Here is a 17,411-nt window from a genome sequence, read left to right on the forward strand (position 1 = left end):
GAGCAGATCGTGGGTAAATTCCTTTCTGGTGGTTCATCGGGTCAGGCAAAAAAGCTGGAGCCGCGCTGGACAGACAATACCGTTCATAACGAAGTAAAAAAACTGGTGACCAGCGGGAAGTCAGTCACGACGGAAAAACTCATCACTTTGGCTTCCGACGATGGCTGGAGGACAACAGTGATGATTGATCTGGTTTCGCGCCTCAATCCGATATCCGGTGGAAAGTACTATCCGGGCCATGCGGGCTTGATACTTTGGCATACCTCTGGGCCTAAAACGCAATTTTACTCAGTCGGAATTGTGATGGAGGGCGAACTGGACCCTGAAGGTGTATTGACGACAGATTTAAGCGAATCAAAAACGCTGGATTTGTGGTTCTTCACAAAAAAAGTCAGAAAAAGCAATATCGAAAAAATGACCAATAGGATCACGGCTCTTTCGTCAAAGACACTGACGTATAAAGAATTTGATGGAAATCGTTATAACGACGCCTACAACTGCCACACCATCGTCGACGACATCTTGAATGCGGGAGGTCTGTCAGGCTGGAGCGGACGACCCTGGAGCTGGCTTACGCCGTGGGCGTACAGCCTATCCTTCGGCGTCACCGGTTGGCATTCAAGTGTCATGTACAACACGAAGAATCTTTGAGTCATGCGTCGTTGGCATGGGGCGCGCTTGGCCTCGCATCTCTGAATGGGCTGTTCGAAAAGGAGATTTACATGACGGAAGTGCATAAAGTGGGTCGCTACTCTGGCGGCAATATTGCGATGACTGGGGCAAACCCTTTATATGCCTCATGGCTGGCAGCCAATCAGGCTACTAATGGCGGCACCATTCCCGACTTGGCCAGTATCTGTCACGAATCCTCCTCCAATCGCCGGGCCTTGGCTGGTTCGGGAGCATCTCATGGAACCTGCTTCGCGCTAATCGAACATTTCGATGCCGCTCGAGGCCTGTTGATGTACAAGTTCGGCGACAGCGCGTTAAAACTGGATTTGCTTGGAAACTACACTACGACAACCAAAAAAGTTGTCACGACATTACGAGGACACGCGGAGATCAGCGCGTTGGTCCAAGCAATAAATAGCGTCACGCTTCCCGACGGTGATTACAGTAATTTCGTTACCCGCATTTATATCGAACTCAGTCCCTGCCCACTCTGTGGTCCGCAATTGTCGCCCTATGTTGAAAACTCGGTATTGATGTACAGCTACACCTATGGAAACGATAACGAGATGGGAGGATGGGTCAGTGACAATCAGGCAGCGATCCATTCAAAAGGTGGAACATTCAAATGGTAAGTGTGACCTCGACTTTTACCTGAGGATGTCCAATGGCCCGCTCCACCGACAGCAACACGACCCTATCCCTCACCGCCGCCTCGCTCTCGGCGCTGTACCCTGAATCACTGTCCGGCGAAGAAAGCCTCAATGCCCTGGGCTTGCATATCCTCAATGGCGTCGTCGATGGCGCCCCGCTGACACTCGCCAGCGCGGTCGCCAGCCACGTCACCACCACCCTGCACAAGGACGCGCTGTTGCGCCCGATGGATTGGCTGGTCGCCGAGATCCGCCAGCTCCCCGCCGACGCCACCGCAGAGCGTTATCAACTCCTGCTGCGCCCATGGCTCTGGTGGCTGGGCCTGGCCAGCAACAACCGCGTGTTCCAGAACCTGGCTACCTCGGACATCGTCACCACGATTTTCAAGGCCCATGGTTTCACCGACTTCCAGCTCAAGCTCACCGGCAGCTACACCCCGCGTGAGTACTGCGTGCAATACGGCGAAACCGATCTGGCCTTCGTTTCACGCTTGATGGAGGAAGACGGGATCTTCTGGTTCTTCAGCCACGAGGACAGCAAGCACACCCTGGTACTGGCCGACAGCAACGACGCCTTCGCGCCGATTCCCAATGGACCAACGGTGAACTATCTCGGGCAGAAAATGGGCGCTCGGGAACTGCATGGCATTCGCTCGGGGCAAGTGTGCCTGCAGGCAGTGGCCGGGGTTTACCAGGCGACCGATTACGAGTTCACCACGCCGACAACGTCGCTCTTCAGCCAGGCCGAAGCCGTGGCTGGGCCGAACTCGATGTATGAACATCCGGGCGGCTATACCGCCAAGGCCCAGGGCGATGCCCTGACCAAGCAGCGGGTGGACGGCCTGCGCAGCCAGGAGAAGCGTTTTGTCGGTGAAAGCGATTGCCGTTGGCTGGTGCCGGGGTATTGGTTCACCCTCGCCGGCCATGATGACTCGACATTGAACATCGACTGGGTCGTGACCTCGGTCAGCCACGAAGGCAGCCACGACAGCTATCGCAACCGCTTCGAAGCGATTCCCAAGGCCACGGCGTATCGGCCGGCCCGCATCACGCCAAAACCGCGCATGCATACCCAGACGGCGCTGGTGGTGGGCAAGGCCGGCGAGGAAATCTGGACCGACGAATACGGGCGGATCAAGTTGCAATTCCCCTGGGACCGCACCGGCAAGAACGACGAAACCTCGTCCTGCTGGGTGCGCGTCGTGCTGCCCTGGAGCGGCAAGGGGTTCGGCATGCAGTTCGTGCCGCGCATCGGCCAGGAAGTGATCGTGACCTTCATCGACGGCGACCCGGACCGTCCGCTGGTGACCGGCTGCGTCTACAACGGCGACAACGCCCTGCCCTACGCATTGCCGGCGAACCAGACCCAGTCCGGAATCAAGACCAATTCCTCCAAGGGCGGCGGCGGTTTCAACGAGCTGCGTTTCGAAGACAAGAAGGACGCCGAAGAGGTATTTCTCCAGGCCCAGAAAGACTTCAACATCAACGTGCTCAACGACACCACCGCCACCGTCGGCCATGACGAAACCCTCACGGTACAGAACGCCCGTACCCGCACCGTCAAGGATGGCGACGAGACCGTCACCCTGGAGAAAGGCAAGCGCAGCGTGACCATCCAGACCGGCAGCGACAGCCTGGATGTGAAGGACACCCGCACCGTGACCGTGGGCTCGGACCAGAACCACAGCACCGGGGGCAACTACGCGCACAAGGTCAGCGGCAACTACGACCTGACGGTGGACGGTAACCTGACCATCAAGGTCAGCGGCACCCTGACCCTGCAAAGCGGCGGCAGTTTCGCCATCAAGAGCGGCGCCGACCTGGCCGCCCAGGCCAGCACCTCCATCAGCCAGAAGGCCGGCACGGCCTTGAGCAATCAGGCCGGTACGTCGCTGGAAAACAAGGCCGGCACCACCCTGACCAACGATGCCGGCATCAGCCTGGTGAACAAGGCGGCGGCCGAACAGACCGTGGATGGCGGTGGCATGCTGACGATCAAGGGTGGCCTGGTGAAGGTCAACTGACAGGAGTGTCGATGGCTTCGAGAAAACTGGACCTGGAGCGAGACGACAGCCAACTGCAGGGGCAACTGGTCGATGGCCGCCTCGACGGCATGCTCAAGATCGAAGAAGCCCAACGTCCGCAGGCCAGGCTCAACTACAGCCAGGGTGAACTGCAAGGCAGCAGCACGCTGTATCACCCCAATGGCAAGGTGTCGGCGGTGCTGCCCTTCGTGAATGGCAGGTTGCAAGGCGTGGCGAGCTTCTACGCCGCCGAAGGCGGGTTGCAGCGCCAGGCCAGCTACCGTCGCGGGTTGCTGCACGGCGAAGCGAACAATTACTTTCCCGATGGGCAACTGGCCGAAGCCGAGTTCTATCGCGACGGGGTGCGTGACGGTCGTTATCGGCGAATGCACCCCAATGGCAATCCGGCAGTCGAGGCCCGCTACCTTAATGGCCAACTGTTGGAGCCGGCGCAAGCCTATGCCGAGGATGGCCGGCCGCTGGATGCCGACGGCAAGCCGATCTCCCGGCTGCGCTGGTGGTTCAGGCGCTGGAACGATCCGGCCCAGGCGTGACGATTGTCTTACCCCCAGTGAGCGCGAGCTTGCTCGCGATGACGGCCTCACAATCAACCTCACCACCCACTGACCCACCGCTATCGCGAGCAAGCTCGCTTCCACAGGGGCGGTGCAATGCCTGCTGGATTGCCCATCAGGGAATCAACATCTGCACCTGCCCTGGTACAACGATCTTGATCACCCCGGCCCAGGTGCACATCAAGGTGCTATTGGCATCGATGGCCGGCATGTTGCCCAGCAACAGGGTCGGGGCGCCGCCAGGGATCCACGGGGTGGCAGTGGCGGGAATGCACGGCATGGGGGTCAGTACGCCGAGTGCCGCCGCGGTGGCGGCGGCCACGGTCGGGTTCGCCAGGCTCATGCACATGCCAAACGTGGTGATATTCACCAGCGGGATGTGGTCCATGATATTGGCCGCCGGCATCCCGCCGGTCAGCAGGCGATTGACCGGCAGCACATTGAGCACCGCCGGGGCTGCGCCGAAGCTGCATTGCAGGGTTGCGGTCGCACAGACTTGCGGACATCCCATCGCGGTGGCTCCTTTGACAGCGACTGTCCCGAAACCATAGCTCGCCAGCTTCCGAGGCGCACGCCGCCATGCATCAAGCCCGCTGATTATCCGGCAACACGCTAACCTATAAGACCCTGGCGTGCTTGTGACGCCTCCCACGCGCCATTAGATTAGCCAATGATCGATGGCCTCCAAAATAAGCAGAAGGGATAAGCATGGCGTTTACAGATCAGTCCACCCGCGTGCGCGACGGTGAAGAACTCGATGCCAATCTGATCGACCCGTACCTCAAGGCCCACATTCCCGGCCTCACCGGCCTGCCACGGATCAGCCAGTTTCCCGGTGGCGCATCGAACCTGACCTACCTGCTGGAATACCCCGAACAGGAATTCGTCCTGCGTCGCCCGCCGTTCGGCCACAAGGCCAAATCCGCCCATGACATGGGCCGTGAGTTCCGTATCCTCAATCAATTGCGCGACGGCTTCCCGTATTGCCCGAAAGCCTACGTGCATTGCACCGACGAATCGGTAATAGGCGCCGAGTTCTATGTGATGGAACGGGTCAAGGGCATCATCCTGCGTTCCGACCTGCCGCCGGAACTGGGTTTCGACGCCGCCCGGACCGAGGCGCTGTGCAAAAGCTTCATCGATCGGCTGGTGGAACTGCATCGGGTCGACTATCAGGCCTGCGGCCTGGCGGACCTGGGCAAGCCCGAAGGCTACGTGGCGCGGCAGATCCGGGGCTGGAGCGATCGTTATGAAAAAGCCCTGACGCCCGACGCGCCGAAATGGGAGGCGGTCAAGGCCTGGCTCAACGACAAGATGCCCGCCGACCATCCGACGTCGAGCATCGTCCACAACGATTACCGCTTCGACAACGTCATCCTCGATCCGGACAACCCGATGCAGATCATCGGTGTACTGGATTGGGAGCTGACTACCATCGGCGACCCGTTGATGGACTTGGGCAACAGCCTGGCCTACTGGATCGAAGCCGGCGACCCGGCGCCCGTGCAACTGATGCGCCGCCAGCCCAGCCACGCCCCAGGCATGCTGACCCGCCGCGAATTCGTCGATTACTACGCCGAGCGCGCCGGGATGCGCATCGACAACTTCGACTTCTACTACACCTACGGCCTGTTCCGCCTGGCCGGCATCGTCCAGCAGATCTACTACCGCTATTTCCACGGCCAGACCCAGGACAAACGCTTCGCGCAGTTCGTTCAGATGAACGCGCTGCTGGAGCAGATGAGCCTGCAAGTCATCAAAAAATCCACGCTCTGAGCGCACCTATAACAAGGAAACAGCATGTCCAAGACCCAGTTGTTCGACCTCGACGGTAAAATCGCCTTCGTTTCCGGCGCCAGCCGTGGCATCGGCGAAGCCATCGCCAAACTGCTGGCCCAGCAAGGCGCCCACGTGATCGTTTCCAGCCGCAAGCTCGACGGTTGCCAGCACGTCGCCGATGCGATCATCGCCGCTGGCGGCAAGGCCACCGCCATCGCCTGCCACATCGGTGAAATGGAACAGATCAGCCAGGTGTTCGCCGGCATCCGCGAACAGTTCGGGCGCCTGGACATCCTGGTGAACAACGCGGCCACCAACCCGCAGTTCTGCAACGTGCTGGACACCGACCTGGGTGCGTTCCAGAAAACCGTCGATGTGAATATCCGCGGCTATTTCTTCATGTCGGTGGAAGCCGGCAAGCTGATGCGCGAGAACGGTGGCGGCAGCATCATCAACGTCGCGTCGATCAATGGCATTTCCCCGGGCATCTTCCAGGGCATCTATTCGGTGACCAAGGCGGCGGTGATCAACATGACCAAGGTCTTCGCCAAGGAATGCGCGCAATTCGGCATCCGTTGCAACGCCCTGCTGCCGGGCCTGACCGACACCAAGTTCGCCTCGGCACTGGTCAAGAACGACGCCATCCTGAAAACCGCCCTGGCGCAGATCCCCCTCAAGCGCGTGGCCGACCCGAGCGAAATGGCCGGCGCGGTGCTGTACCTGGCCAGCGATGCGTCGAGCTACACCACAGGTGTGGCGTTGAATGTGGATGGTGGGTTCCTGTCCTGAATAGCGAGCGCCATGCAAGACCTGTGAGAAACCCTGTGGGAGCGAGCATGCTCGCGATGGCGTCGCATCAGTCACACCAGTACTGCTGACCCACCGCTATCGCGAGCAAGCTCGCTCCCACAAGGAGTCCTCTGCAATCGCACAAATGAATATTTATTCCAGTATTTGCAATTTGAGAATATTTATTCCATAAAGAACCCTTCTGAAAATAACAATTCAAAGGGCTCTTTCTCATGCGCGAACTCGGCATCGGTCTGATTGGCACCGGCTTCATGGGCCGTGCCCATGCCTTGGCGTTCCACAATGCCAAGGCAGTGTTCGACCTCCCCCTGAACCTGACACTCGCGGCCCTGGCCGACGCCGATCCACAGCGTGCCCGGCAGTGCGCCCAGAGTTGGGGGTTCGAGACGGCCCACAGCCACTGGCAGCGGCTGATCGACGACCCGAAGGTTCACCTGATCGCCATTACCACACCCAACCACCTGCACTTCCCGATGGCCATGGCGACGTTGGCGGCGGGCAAGCCGGTCTATTGTGAAAAGCCCCTGGCGGTGTCCCTGGAACAGGCCGAGCAGATGCGCCAGGCGGCCAAGGCCGCAGGGGTGGTGACGCGGGTCGGCTACAACTACCAGCACAATCCGATCATCGGGCTGGCCCGGGACATGATCCAGCGCGGCGAGCTGGGACAGATCATCAGCTTCCAGGGTGAGTTCAGCGAAGACTTCATGGCCGACCCGACCTCGCCGTGGTCATGGCGTTGCGAAGCGGCCCACGCCGGTGGCGCACTGGCAGACCTGGGCAGCCACTTGCTGGCCATGGCCCGGCACTTGTTGGGCAATGTCGAGGCCGTGTGCGCCGACAGCCAGACCGTGCACCACCAGCGCCCTGCCAGCGCCGGCAATGCCGAACAACGGGCCATCGCGGTGGACGACCACGTCCACGCACTGCTGCGCTTCGCCAATGGCGCCCGAGGCACGGTGAGCAGCAGTTGGCTCAAACATGGCTACAAGAACCACCTGAGCTTCGAGATCAGCGGCACCCTCGGCACGCTGGCATTCGATCAGGAGCGACTCAATGAACTGCGCCTGTGTCGCGTCGGCCAGCCAGGCTTCCAGCGCCTGCTGGCCGGCCCGGACTTGCCCGGCTATGCCGCATTCAGCCCGGCCGCCGGACACCAGTTGGGCTACAACGAATTGAAGACGCTGGAAGTGCAGGAACTGATCATGACGCTGGCCGGCGAAGGCGGCAGCGGCACTGACTTCGACGAGGCCTGGGAAGTGGAGCGGCTGGCGGCGGCGATTCGGGTGGCGGCGCGGGAGCAGCGTTGGGTGAAGGTCAGCGAGCTATAACCCCTGACTTCAGTCCCCCCTGTTTGGTCCGGAGACATGGTTAACCGTGTGGCGAGGGGATTTATCCCCGTTGGGGTGCAAAGCGCTCCTAAAAATGCGTCCTTGGTGTGTCAGGCTAAATTTGGGGCCGCTGCGCGACCCAACGGGAATAAATCCCCTCGCCACAAGGGACCGTGTTCAACTCAAACCTGGGTTTGCAACTCAACCAACCGCGCCGCCAGCGCCTTGGCCTGGCTCGCCACGTCGGTCACGGCAGTGCTTTCCCACCACATCCCCCGCAACGGCGGCCCCATGGCGAACAGCCGCCGGGCGGGCGCTCCTTGGGCGTCCAGCACCGCACCGTCAGGCCGGGCGGCAATGCCCAGGGCCAACGGCCCCGGCTGGATCAGTCCGCGAGCCAGCAGCTGCTGCGGCAACGGTCGCGCCACGCGGCGCCAGTCATATTCAATACCGCTGGAGTTGATCAATGCCGCGCCCTGCACCACTGTCAGGCCGGCTTGTCCCCGGTGGCGGATGTGAATACCCACTGTGCCCTCGGGAGACGACGCCAGCCCCTTGAACGACGCCGCCTGGATCCGCAACCGCCCTTCCCCATGCAAACGCGCCACCAGCTCCGCGCTCAACGGCGGCGAACGATGGTGATGACTCTCCCACCATGGCCGGACATGCCGCACGAACTGCCGGCGCTGCACGTCACTGGCCTGGTTCCACAAACGCCCGATATGCGCACGCACCGTGTCCAGCGGCGCTTGCCAATCGATCCCCAGGGCCTGGGCCTGACGGCATTGCTCGCGCAGGGCCCGCATCAGTTGGCGGGGCGAACGCAGGCTGTGATCTTCAGCGAGGAAATCCACCCAGGCCGGTGGCTGGCGGCGCACGTGGGGCAGCAGGCCATGCCGGGAAAACACTTCGATCGGCCCCCGGTGCCCGGCCTGCTCCAGGGAGACCACGGCGTCGACCATGGTCAGTCCCGAGCCGATGATCAACACCGTGGACTGCGGGTCGAGCTGGCGCATCGCGGCCACATCCCAGGGATCCAGGGCCGCGGCATTCAAGCCGCTGGATTCGGTCTGCGGAGTGCGCGCCGCCGGGAACATGCCGGTGGCGAGCACGGCGAAACGGCCACGCAAGAGTTGGCCGTCGTCCAGCGTCACCATCACGGTATCGTCGGCAAGCCGCAGGTCCACGGCCTCCCCGCGCACGTGCTCGGCAGTCGAACCGTTTTGTGCGCCCAACTGGCGAGCCTCGGCCAGGCGCTGCTGCACATAGAGGCCGAATATCCCCCGGGGTGGGAACAATTCGCTGATCGGCACATGCTGTAGGCCCGACTCGGGCCAGCCGCCGGCTTCGATGAACGCGGTGAGCCATTGGGTCAGGTCATCGGCGTTGTCCGGGTCGACACTCATGCGCGCCGCGTTGCCGTTCAAGGTATGGCCCGGTTCCACGGCACTGTAGGCTTCGCCCCGGCCCAGTTCACTGCGCGGCTCGACGATCAGCACCTCGCGCCGGCCCGGCAGGCGCAGTAACTGCGCGGCCAGCATGGCACCGCTCAGGCCGCCGCCAATGATCAGGATCTCGGCATCGCGGATGAGGTCGCGCCCCTGTCGCTCCAACGTTGTGTGCATACCGATCTCCAGGGTCAAATCACCACGTTGCGTACGAATCTCGCCGCCACCGGGCCATCGTTTCGATAGGCATGGGGCTGGTTGCTGGCGAACATGAAAAACTCACCGGCACCGATCCGGCGTTCATCACTGCCCAACAGCAGCGTCAGGCATCCCTCGAATACGTAGAGTTGCTCGCTCCAGCCATCGTTGTCGGGCTCGGACTGATAAGACTCGCCGGGCTCCAGGCGCCACTCCCACAGTTCCACCTCACGGGTGGCCGTGGCCTTGGCCAGGAGCACGGCCTTGCTGCCGGGGATCGCGCCGGCCCAGGCCAACTCATCGATCCGGCTGGGATCCCGGGCATCGGGGGCCTGGATCAGATCGCTGAAGGCGACGTCCAGGGCTTCGGCGACCCGGTCCAGAGTGGTCAGGCTGACGTTCTTTTCCCCGGCCTCGATGGCGACCAGCATCCGCCGGCTCACCCCGGACAGTTGCGCCAGCGCGGTCTGGCTGAGTTGCGCGGCATGGCGCAAGCGCCGGACATTCTGGCTGACGTGTTGCAGGACGGATGCCCGCTGGCCGTGATCTTTATGCACTGGGATTGCTCGATCCATGGGGTTGCGCACTATACTGCTCAACTTTCGGACGCATTGTGCGTCCGCCTCCATTGGCGCGCAAGGTCATGACATCGGTGAATTCCCCACAGGCTCCCTCCCGTTTCCTGCAGCTCAGCAAGGCTGAATGCGTGCTGGTGCTGATCACCATGATCTGGGGTGGGACCTTCCTGCTGGTCCAGCACGCCATGACGGTCAGCGGCCCGATGTTCTTCGTCGGCCTGCGATTCGCCGCCGCGGCGGCATTCGTCGCCTTGTTCTCCTGGCGTCACCTGCGCGACCTGACTCTGTTCGAACTCAAGGCCGGCGCTTTCATCGGCGTGGCGATCATGCTCGGCTACGGCTTGCAGACCGTGGGCCTGCAAAGCATTCCCAGCAGCCAGTCGGCGTTCATCACCGCGCTCTATGTTCCCTTCGTGCCGCTGTTGCAGTGGCTGGTGCTGGGCCGCAGGCCAGGCTTGATGCCCAGCATCGGCATCATGCTGGCGTTCACGGGGCTTTTGCTGGTATCGGGCCCCGCCGGTGCCTCGCTGAACTTCAGCCCCGGAGAGATCGCCACGCTCATCAGCGCCATCGCGATTGCCGCCGAAATCATCCTGATCAGCACTTACGCCGGCCAGGTCGATGTGCGTCGCGTTACCGTGGTGCAACTGGCGAGCACGGCGGTGCTGGCATTTTCGATGGTAGTACCGACCCAGGAAACGATCCCGGACTTTTCCTGGTTCCTGCTGTTCAGTGCAGCAGGGTTGGGCGCGGCCAGCGCGGCGATCCAGGTGGCGATGAACTGGGCGCAGAGAAGCGTCTCGCCTACCCGTGCCACATTGATCTACGCCGGTGAACCGGTGTGGGCCGGCATCGCCGGGCGCCTGGCGGGCGAGCGGTTGCCGGCGATTGCGCTGGTGGGTGCCGGGCTGATCGTGGCGGCGGTGATCGTCAGCGAACTGAAGACCCGGAACAAGGATGCCGTCGTGGTGGATGAGGTGCCCGAGGGCGAGAGTTGAGGCATCGCCCGAACGTCGGAAAGACCTGTCCAAGGCGCAAGCGTCTTCTACGCCAGGCTCGGACCATCCCCGGCGATCATTGAACGGGGATGAGGCACTCCGGGGCCGGAGTGCGGATTCTTTTCAAGGCGCCTGCCCTGGCAACGCTCACCGCTTCCAGGCTGAAACACCACAAAACAGGAAAACTCCGTCTACCTTGTAGGATTCTGCGACACCCTCGCGGTTGGTGATCCGGGATGCGCCACGTATGATCCCAACCTGAACCCGCCGAATAGAAGCCTATGTCTCTGATAGTTCTATTACTTTTGCCCTTCATCGGCAGCTGTGTCGCGGCGCTGCTGCCGCACAACGCCCGTAACGCCGAATCGGTGCTGGCTGGCCTGGTGGCCCTGGTCGGTACTGTCCAGGTGGCACTGCTGTATCCGCAGATCGTCGACGGTGGCGTGATCCGTGAGCATTATTCATGGCTGCCCAGCCTGGGCCTGGACTTCGTGCTGCGCCTGGACGGTTTCGCCTGGCTGTTTTCCCTGCTGGTACTGGGTATCGGCACGCTGGTTTCGCTGTATGCCCGCTATTACATGTCGCCGGATGATCCGGTGCCGCGCTTCTTCGCATTCCTGTTGGCGTTCATGGGCGCCATGCTCGGACTGGTGATCTCCGGCAACCTGATCCAGATCGTGTTTTTCTGGGAGTTGACCAGCCTGTTCTCGTTCCTGCTGATCGGCTACTGGCACCACCGCGCCGATGCCCGGCGCGGCGCCTACATGGCCTTGATGGTGACAGGGGCCGGCGGGCTGTGCCTGCTGGCGGGAGTGATGCTGCTCGGCCATGTGGTCGGCAGCTACGACCTGGACAAGGTCCTGGCCGCCGGCAATATCATCCGTGACCACGCTCTCTACCCCATTCTCTTGCCGCTGATCCTGATCGGCGCCCTGAGCAAAAGCGCTCAGTTTCCCTTCCATTTCTGGCTGCCCCACGCCATGGCCGCGCCCACGCCGGTATCGGCCTACCTGCACTCGGCGACCATGGTCAAGGCCGGGGTTTTCCTGCTGGCACGGTTGTGGCCGTCGTTGTCGGGCAGCGAAGAGTGGTTCTACATCGTCGGCGGCGCGGGGGCCTGCACCTTGCTGCTGGGCGCCTATTGCGCGATGTTCCAGAACGACCTCAAGGGACTGCTGGCCTATTCCACCATCAGCCACCTGGGGCTGATCACCCTGCTGCTGGGCCTGAACAGTCCGCTGGCCGCCGTGGCGGCGGTCTTCCATATCCTCAACCACGCCACCTTCAAGGCCTCGTTGTTCATGGCCGCCGGGATCATCGACCACGAAAGCGGCACCCGGGATATCCGCAAGCTCAGCGGCCTGGTCCGGCTGATTCCGTTCACCGCCACCCTGGCCATGGTGGCCAGCGCGGCAATGGCCGGGGTGCCATTGCTCAACGGCTTCCTGTCCAAGGAGATGTTCTTCGCCGAGACGGTGTTCATTTCCGCCACGGCCTGGATCGAACTGTCGCTGCCAATCATCGCCACCATTGCCGGTACCTTCAGCGTCGCCTATTCCTTGCGCTTTACCGTGGACGTGTTCTTCGGGCCCACCGCCACCGACCTGCCCCATACCCCCCACGAACCGCCGCGCTGGATGCGGGCGCCAGTGGAGCTGTTGGTATTCACCTGCCTGCTGGTGGGAATCTTCCCGGCCCAGGTGGTCGGTTCGCTGCTTGCCGCGGCCGCGTTGCCGGTGCTCGGTGGCCCGCTGCCCTCGTACAGCCTGGCGATCTGGCATGGCCTGAACGCGCCGATGATCATGAGCCTGGTGGCAATGTCCGGCGGCATCGTGCTGTACCTGCTGCTGCGCCAGCAACTCAAGCGCGGGCAGATCAAGCGACCGCCCCTCATCGGCCGGCTCAGCGGCAAGCGCTTGTTCGAACGCAGCCTGGTGCTGATGATGCGCCAGAGCCGTCGGCTGGAACGGAAAATCAGTACCCGGAGGCTGCAGGCGCAACTGTTCCTGCTGGTGCTGGTCGCGGTGTTGGCCGGACTGATTCCGATGTCGCACGGCACGCTGGTCTGGGGCGACCGGCCGAAGATTCCCGGCTCCATCGTCTTCGTCACCCTGTGGTTGCTGGCAATCGCCTGCGCCTTGGGCGCGGCCTGGCAAGCCAAGTACCACCGGCTCGCGGCCCTGACCATGGTCAGCGTCTGCGGCCTGATGACCTGCGTTACCTTTGTCTGGTTCTCGGCGCCCGACCTGGCCTTGACTCAACTGGTGGTCGAGGTGGTGACCACGGTGCTGATCCTGCTCGGCCTGCGTTGGCTGCCCCGGCGGATCGAGGACGCATCGCCCCTGCCCAACAGCGAACGACGCGCGCGGGTGCGCCGTTTGCGCGACCTGTTGCTGTCCATCGCGGTAGGCGGCGGCATGGCCTTGCTGTCCTATGCGATGCTGACGCGCCAGACCCCCAACGACATTTCCTCGTTCTACCTCAGCCGGGCCTTGCCTGAAGGTGGCGGCAGCAATGTGGTGAACGTGATGCTGGTGGATTTCCGCGGCTTCGATACCCTGGGCGAAATCACCGTACTGGTGGCGGTCGCCCTGGCCGTATTCGCGCTGCTACGGCGGTTCCGACCACCGAAGGAAAGCATGCAGTTGCCGGCGCAACAGCGCCTGCTGGCGCCGGACGTGGTCACCGACCTGGTCAACCCACGGCATGCCAGCGACACCGCGCTGGGCTTCATGATGGTGCCGTCGGTGCTGGTGCGCCTGCTGCTGCCGATTGCCCTGGTGGTGTCGTTCTACCTGTTCATGCGCGGCCACAACCAGCCGGGAGGTGGCTTCGTCGCCGGGTTGGTGATGTCGGTGGCGTTCATCCTGCAGTACATGGTGGCCGGCACCCAGTGGGTCGAGGCCCAGATGAGCCTGCGGCCATTGCGCTGGATGGGCACCGGGCTGCTGTTCGCCACGACCACCGGCCTTGGGGCGATGCTGGTCGGCTACCCCTTCCTGACCACCCACACCTGGCACTTCGAACTGCCGCTGCTGGGGGATATCCACCTGGCCAGTGCCCTGTTCTTCGACATCGGCGTGTATGCCGTGGTGGTCGGTTCGACCCTGTTGATTCTCACTGCCCTGGCCCACCAGTCGGTGCGGGCCCATAAACCGGGCCTGCAGCCCAAGCCCGTGGCACACACCGGAACAGGAGCCGCCTGATGGAAGAAGTCATCGCAATCGCAATCGGCGTATTGGCCGCCTCCGGAGTCTGGCTGGTATTGCGGCCCCGGACCTTCCAGGTGGTCATGGGGCTGTGCCTGCTCTCCTATGGCGTCAACCTGTTCATCTTCAGCATGGGCAGCCTGTTCATCGGCAAGGAGCCGATCATCAAGGACGGCGTGCCCCAGAACCTGTTGCACTACACCGACCCGTTGCCCCAGGCCCTGGTGCTGACCGCCATCGTGATCAGTTTCGCCATGACTGCGCTGTTCCTGGTGGTGTTGCTGGCTTCCCGGGGCCTGACCGGCACCGACCATGTGGACGGCCGGGAGCCCAGGGAATGATGTTGACGCCTCACCTGATCGCCGCCCCCATCCTGCTGCCGCTGCTGACCGCCGCATTGATGCTGATGCTGGGCGAGAAGCATCGCCCGCTCAAGGCCCGGATCAACCTGTTCTCCAGCCTCCTGGGCCTGGGTATCGCCGTGCTGTTGCTGGGCTGGACCCAGGACCAGGCCCTGCCCGCCTCCATCGGCGTGTACCTGCCGGGCAACTGGCAGGCGCCCTTCGGTATCGTGTTGGTGGTCGATCGGCTGTCGGCCCTGATGCTGGTGCTGACCGGCATCATCGGCGTATGCACCCTGCTGTTCGCCACGGCCCGCTGGCACGGCGCTGGCGCAAGCTTCCACGCGCTGTTCCAGATCCAGCTGATGGGCCTCTACGGCGCCTTCCTCACGGCGGACCTGTTCAACCTGTTCGTGTTCTTCGAAGTGCTGCTGGCCGCGTCCTACGGTTTGCTCCTGCACGGCTCGGGACGGGCACGGGTGTCGTCGGGGCTGCATTACATTTCCATCAACCTGCTGGCCTCCTCGCTGTTCCTGATCGGTGCGGCGCTGATCTATGGCGTCACCGGCACCCTGAACATGGCCGACCTGGCCCTGAAAGTACCGCTGGTACCGGAAGCCGATCGAGGCCTGCTGCATGCCGGCGCGGCGATCCTGGCCGTGGCGTTCCTGGCCAAGGCCGGCATGTGGCCGCTGAACTTCTGGCTGGTGCCGGCCTACAGTGCCGCCAGCGCTCCGGTGGCGGCACTGTTCGCGATCATGACCAAGGTGGGCATCTACACCCTGCTTCGCCTGTGGACACTGCTGTTCTCCGGCCAGGCCGGTGCCTCGGCCTATTTCGGCGGCGACTGGCTGATCTACGCAGGCATGGCCACCATCGTTTGCGCGGCCATCGCCATCCTCGCGGCCCAGCGGCTGGAGCGCATGGCCAGCCTGAGCATCCTGGTATCGGCCGGCATCCTGCTGTCGGCCATCGGGTTCGCCCAGCCCAACCTGGTGGGCGCGGCGCTGTTCTACCTGGTGAGCTCGACCCTGGCGCTTTGTGCGCTGTTCCTGCTGGCCGAACTGATCGAACGCTCGCGTTCGGCCAACGAACTGCCCCTGGAAGACGAGTTCGATACGTTGCCTCGGCCGCTGGAATCCCTGCAACCGCCCAAGGGCACCAACCTCGATGACGAACAGAAGGCCGTGGTCGGGCAAGTGATACCCTGGACCCTGGCGTTCCTCGGTTTGAGTTTCATCGCGTGTACCTTGCTGGTGGTGGGCATGCCGCCGCTGTCGGGCTTCATCGGCAAGCTGGGCCTGTTGAACGCACTGCTCAATCCCCAGGGTCTTGGAACCAGTGGCGGCCCCATCTCGTATCAGGCATGGGGGCTGCTGGCCTTGCTGATCCTGTCCGGCCTGGCCTCGCTGGTGGCCTTCTCGCGCCTGGGGATCCAGCGCTTCTGGACGCCCAAGGAGCGGCCATCGCCGTTGCTGAGGCCGTTCGAATGCCTGCCGATCATCGTGCTGCTGGGCCTGGGAATCGGACTGACCTTCAAGGCCGAGGCGCTGTTGCGCTACACCCAGGAGGCTGCCCAGGCACTGAACAATCCGGAACATTATGTGATGTCGGTGCTTTCCACCCGCGCCATTCCCGGCCCCGACGCCAGCACGGCGTCACGGGAGGTGCAGCCATGAAACGCCTGTTTCCCGCACCCTGGCTGTCCCTGGCACTCTGGGGACTGTGGCTGGCGTTGAACCTGTCGGTCAGCCCCGGCCATCTGCTGCTGGGGGCGGCGCTGGGCTTTCTCGCGCCGCTGATGATGCGTCCGCTGCGCCCGCGGCCCATTCGTATCCGACGCCCCGGCACGGTGCTTCGGCTGTTCCTGCTGGTGGGCCGCGACGTGCTGCTGTCCAACCTGGCAGTGGCCTGGAGCGTGCTGAACGCCGGACGGCGCCCACCTCGCTCGTGCTTCGTCAAGGTGCCGCTGGATCTGCATGACGCCAATGGCCTGGCCGCGCTGTCGATGATCACCACGGTCATCCCCGGGACAGTCTGGTCGGAACTGGCACTGGACCGCAGCATCCTGCTGATGCACGTGTTCGATCTGCAAGACGAAGCGTCGTTCATCGCCCACTTCAAGGCCACCTATGAGCGACCCTTGATGGAGATTTTCCAATGAGCCCGTTCCTGTCCAACTCGATCCTGTTGAGTCTTTTCCTGTTCTCCCTGGCGATGGTGCTGACCCTGGTGCGACTGTTCAAGGGCCCATCGGCACAGGATCGGGTACTGGCCCTGGATTATCTCTACATCATTGCGATGCTGATGATGCTGGTGCTGGGCATTCGTTATGCCAGCGACACCTACTTCGAAGCGGCGTTGCTGATCGCCCTGTTCGGCTTTGTCGGTTCGTTCGCCCTGGCCAAGTTCCTGCTGCGTGGGGAGGTGATCGAATGAATGGCCAATTGTCGATGTGGGTCGAAGCCGCAGTGGCGATCCTGCTGGTGCTCAGCAGCCTGTTCGCCCTGGTCGGAGCCGTTGGCCTGGTGCGGCTCAAGGATTATTTCCAGCGCATGCATCCTCCGGCGCTGGCTTCGACCCTGGGCGCCTGGTGCGTGGCACTGGCCTCGATCCTGTATTTCTCGGCGCTCAAGTCCGGGCCGGTGCTGCATGCCTGGCTGATCCCGATCCTGCTGTCGATCACCGTACCGGTGACCACCCTGCTGCTGGCCCGGGCGGCGTTGTTCCGCAAGCGCATGGCCGGGGATGATGTGCCGGCGGAAGTGAGCAGCAGGCGGACAGGATCCGACAGTTAGCCG

At 62.8% G+C, this 17,411-nt stretch carries 16 protein-coding genes and 1 pseudogene; 14 read left to right on the top strand and 3 right to left on the bottom strand.

The window, feature by feature from the left end:
• The first annotated feature begins 9 nt into the window (after nt 1-9).
• From AC1M7R_RS00440 to AC1M7R_RS00455, 4 genes are all read left to right on the top strand, one after another.
• Nucleotides 10-651: a hypothetical protein gene (locus AC1M7R_RS00440; protein ID WP_143147060.1), complete on the top strand. Its 642-nt coding sequence runs from the start codon at nt 10-12 to the stop codon at nt 649-651.
• Between the two features lie 71 nt (nt 652-722).
• A complete protein-coding gene (locus AC1M7R_RS00445; RefSeq protein ID WP_072396261.1) occupies nt 723-1,304 on the top strand; it encodes a hypothetical protein in 582 nt (193 codons plus the stop codon).
• 32 nt (nt 1,305-1,336) lie between these two features.
• Nucleotides 1,337-3,346: a type VI secretion system Vgr family protein gene (locus tag AC1M7R_RS00450; protein WP_072396259.1), complete on the top strand. Its 2,010-nt coding sequence runs from the start codon at nt 1,337-1,339 to the stop codon at nt 3,344-3,346.
• Between the two features lie 11 nt (nt 3,347-3,357).
• Nucleotides 3,358-3,900, top strand: a complete 543-nt coding sequence (locus AC1M7R_RS00455) for a toxin-antitoxin system YwqK family antitoxin (protein WP_440776450.1) — start codon at nt 3,358-3,360, stop codon at nt 3,898-3,900.
• 136 nt (nt 3,901-4,036) lie between these two features.
• On the opposite strand, the gene AC1M7R_RS00460 is transcribed toward AC1M7R_RS00455, so the two are convergent.
• The gene (locus tag AC1M7R_RS00460) at nt 4,037-4,432 is read right to left on the bottom strand and encodes a DUF4280 domain-containing protein (RefSeq protein ID WP_072396255.1); all 396 of its coding nucleotides are present in this window, start codon (nt 4,430-4,432) and stop codon (nt 4,037-4,039) included.
• 197 nt (nt 4,433-4,629) lie between these two features.
• Between AC1M7R_RS00460 and AC1M7R_RS00465 the strand changes: the two genes are divergently transcribed.
• The 3 genes from AC1M7R_RS00465 to AC1M7R_RS00475 all read left to right on the top strand — a co-directional run bounded on the left by AC1M7R_RS00465 (nt 4,630) and on the right by AC1M7R_RS00475 (nt 7,838).
• Nucleotides 4,630-5,697, top strand: a complete 1,068-nt coding sequence (locus AC1M7R_RS00465) for a phosphotransferase family protein (RefSeq protein WP_072431467.1) — start codon at nt 4,630-4,632, stop codon at nt 5,695-5,697.
• A 24-nt stretch (nt 5,698-5,721) separates the two neighbouring features.
• A complete protein-coding gene (locus AC1M7R_RS00470; protein WP_003180553.1) occupies nt 5,722-6,489 on the top strand; it encodes an SDR family oxidoreductase in 768 nt (255 codons plus the stop codon).
• 233 nt (nt 6,490-6,722) lie between these two features.
• Entirely contained in the window at nt 6,723-7,838 is a 1,116-nt protein-coding gene (locus AC1M7R_RS00475) for a Gfo/Idh/MocA family protein (RefSeq protein ID WP_490610145.1), read from the top strand.
• Between the two features lie 182 nt (nt 7,839-8,020).
• Here AC1M7R_RS00475 and AC1M7R_RS00480 read toward each other — a convergent pair whose 3' ends face one another.
• On the bottom strand, nt 8,021-9,463 hold the full coding sequence (locus tag AC1M7R_RS00480) for an FAD/NAD(P)-binding protein (protein WP_092181249.1): 1,443 nt from the start codon (nt 9,461-9,463) through the stop codon (nt 8,021-8,023).
• A gap of 14 nt (nt 9,464-9,477) precedes the next feature.
• A complete protein-coding gene (locus tag AC1M7R_RS00485; protein ID WP_072396247.1) occupies nt 9,478-10,041 on the bottom strand; it encodes a helix-turn-helix domain-containing protein in 564 nt (187 codons plus the stop codon).
• 16 nt (nt 10,042-10,057) lie between these two features.
• Between AC1M7R_RS00485 and AC1M7R_RS00490 the strand changes: the two are divergent.
• From AC1M7R_RS00490 to AC1M7R_RS00520, 7 genes and pseudogenes are all read left to right on the top strand, one after another.
• Nucleotides 10,058-11,060: pseudogene (locus AC1M7R_RS00490) on the top strand (DMT family transporter).
• A 281-nt stretch (nt 11,061-11,341) separates the two neighbouring features.
• Complete coding sequence (locus AC1M7R_RS00495; protein ID WP_072396203.1) at nt 11,342-14,266, top strand: monovalent cation/H+ antiporter subunit A; 2,925 nt, start codon at nt 11,342-11,344, stop codon at nt 14,264-14,266.
• Nucleotides 14,266-14,610: a Na+/H+ antiporter subunit C gene (locus AC1M7R_RS00500; RefSeq protein WP_030141296.1), complete on the top strand. Its 345-nt coding sequence runs from the start codon at nt 14,266-14,268 to the stop codon at nt 14,608-14,610. The genes AC1M7R_RS00495 and AC1M7R_RS00500 overlap by 1 nt, the downstream gene beginning before the upstream one ends.
• Nucleotides 14,607-16,289 carry a monovalent cation/H+ antiporter subunit D gene (locus tag AC1M7R_RS00505; protein ID WP_072396192.1) on the top strand — a complete coding sequence of 561 codons (1,683 nt, stop codon included), beginning with the start codon at nt 14,607-14,609 and terminating at the stop codon, nt 16,287-16,289. Before AC1M7R_RS00500 ends, AC1M7R_RS00505 begins: the two co-directional genes overlap by 4 nt.
• A complete protein-coding gene (locus AC1M7R_RS00510) occupies nt 16,286-16,774 on the top strand; it encodes a Na+/H+ antiporter subunit E (protein ID WP_072396190.1) in 489 nt (162 codons plus the stop codon). Before AC1M7R_RS00505 ends, AC1M7R_RS00510 begins: the two co-directional genes overlap by 4 nt.
• Nucleotides 16,771-17,049 carry a K+/H+ antiporter subunit F gene (locus AC1M7R_RS00515; protein WP_072396188.1) on the top strand — a complete coding sequence of 93 codons (279 nt, stop codon included), beginning with the start codon at nt 16,771-16,773 and terminating at the stop codon, nt 17,047-17,049. The genes AC1M7R_RS00510 and AC1M7R_RS00515 overlap by 4 nt, the downstream gene beginning before the upstream one ends.
• Complete coding sequence (locus AC1M7R_RS00520; protein WP_072396186.1) at nt 17,046-17,408, top strand: Na+/H+ antiporter subunit G; 363 nt, start codon at nt 17,046-17,048, stop codon at nt 17,406-17,408. The genes AC1M7R_RS00515 and AC1M7R_RS00520 overlap by 4 nt, the downstream gene beginning before the upstream one ends.
• The last annotated feature ends 3 nt before the right edge of the window (nt 17,409-17,411 follow it).

The organism is Pseudomonas sp. MS01C9, from assembly GCF_058202755.1.

Coding starts and splice junctions, on each gene's coding strand:
- AC1M7R_RS00445 (WP_072396261.1), top strand. CDS start 723: ATGACGGAAGTGCATAAAGTGGGTCGCTACTCTGGCGGCAATATTGCG.
- AC1M7R_RS00450 (WP_072396259.1), top strand. CDS start 1,337: ATGGCCCGCTCCACCGACAGCAACACGACCCTATCCCTCACCGCCGCC.
- AC1M7R_RS00455 (WP_440776450.1), top strand. CDS start 3,358: ATGGCTTCGAGAAAACTGGACCTGGAGCGAGACGACAGCCAACTGCAG.
- AC1M7R_RS00460 (WP_072396255.1), bottom strand. CDS start 4,432: ATGGGATGTCCGCAAGTCTGTGCGACCGCAACCCTGCAATGCAGCTTC.
- AC1M7R_RS00465 (WP_072431467.1), top strand. CDS start 4,630: ATGGCGTTTACAGATCAGTCCACCCGCGTGCGCGACGGTGAAGAACTC.
- AC1M7R_RS00470 (WP_003180553.1), top strand. CDS start 5,722: ATGTCCAAGACCCAGTTGTTCGACCTCGACGGTAAAATCGCCTTCGTT.
- AC1M7R_RS00475 (WP_490610145.1), top strand. CDS start 6,723: ATGCGCGAACTCGGCATCGGTCTGATTGGCACCGGCTTCATGGGCCGT.
- AC1M7R_RS00480 (WP_092181249.1), bottom strand. CDS start 9,463: ATGCACACAACGTTGGAGCGACAGGGGCGCGACCTCATCCGCGATGCC.
- AC1M7R_RS00495 (WP_072396203.1), top strand. CDS start 11,342: ATGTCTCTGATAGTTCTATTACTTTTGCCCTTCATCGGCAGCTGTGTC.
- AC1M7R_RS00500 (WP_030141296.1), top strand. CDS start 14,266: ATGGAAGAAGTCATCGCAATCGCAATCGGCGTATTGGCCGCCTCCGGA.
- AC1M7R_RS00505 (WP_072396192.1), top strand. CDS start 14,607: ATGATGTTGACGCCTCACCTGATCGCCGCCCCCATCCTGCTGCCGCTG.
- AC1M7R_RS00510 (WP_072396190.1), top strand. CDS start 16,286: ATGAAACGCCTGTTTCCCGCACCCTGGCTGTCCCTGGCACTCTGGGGA.
- AC1M7R_RS00515 (WP_072396188.1), top strand. CDS start 16,771: ATGAGCCCGTTCCTGTCCAACTCGATCCTGTTGAGTCTTTTCCTGTTC.
- AC1M7R_RS00520 (WP_072396186.1), top strand. CDS start 17,046: ATGAATGGCCAATTGTCGATGTGGGTCGAAGCCGCAGTGGCGATCCTG.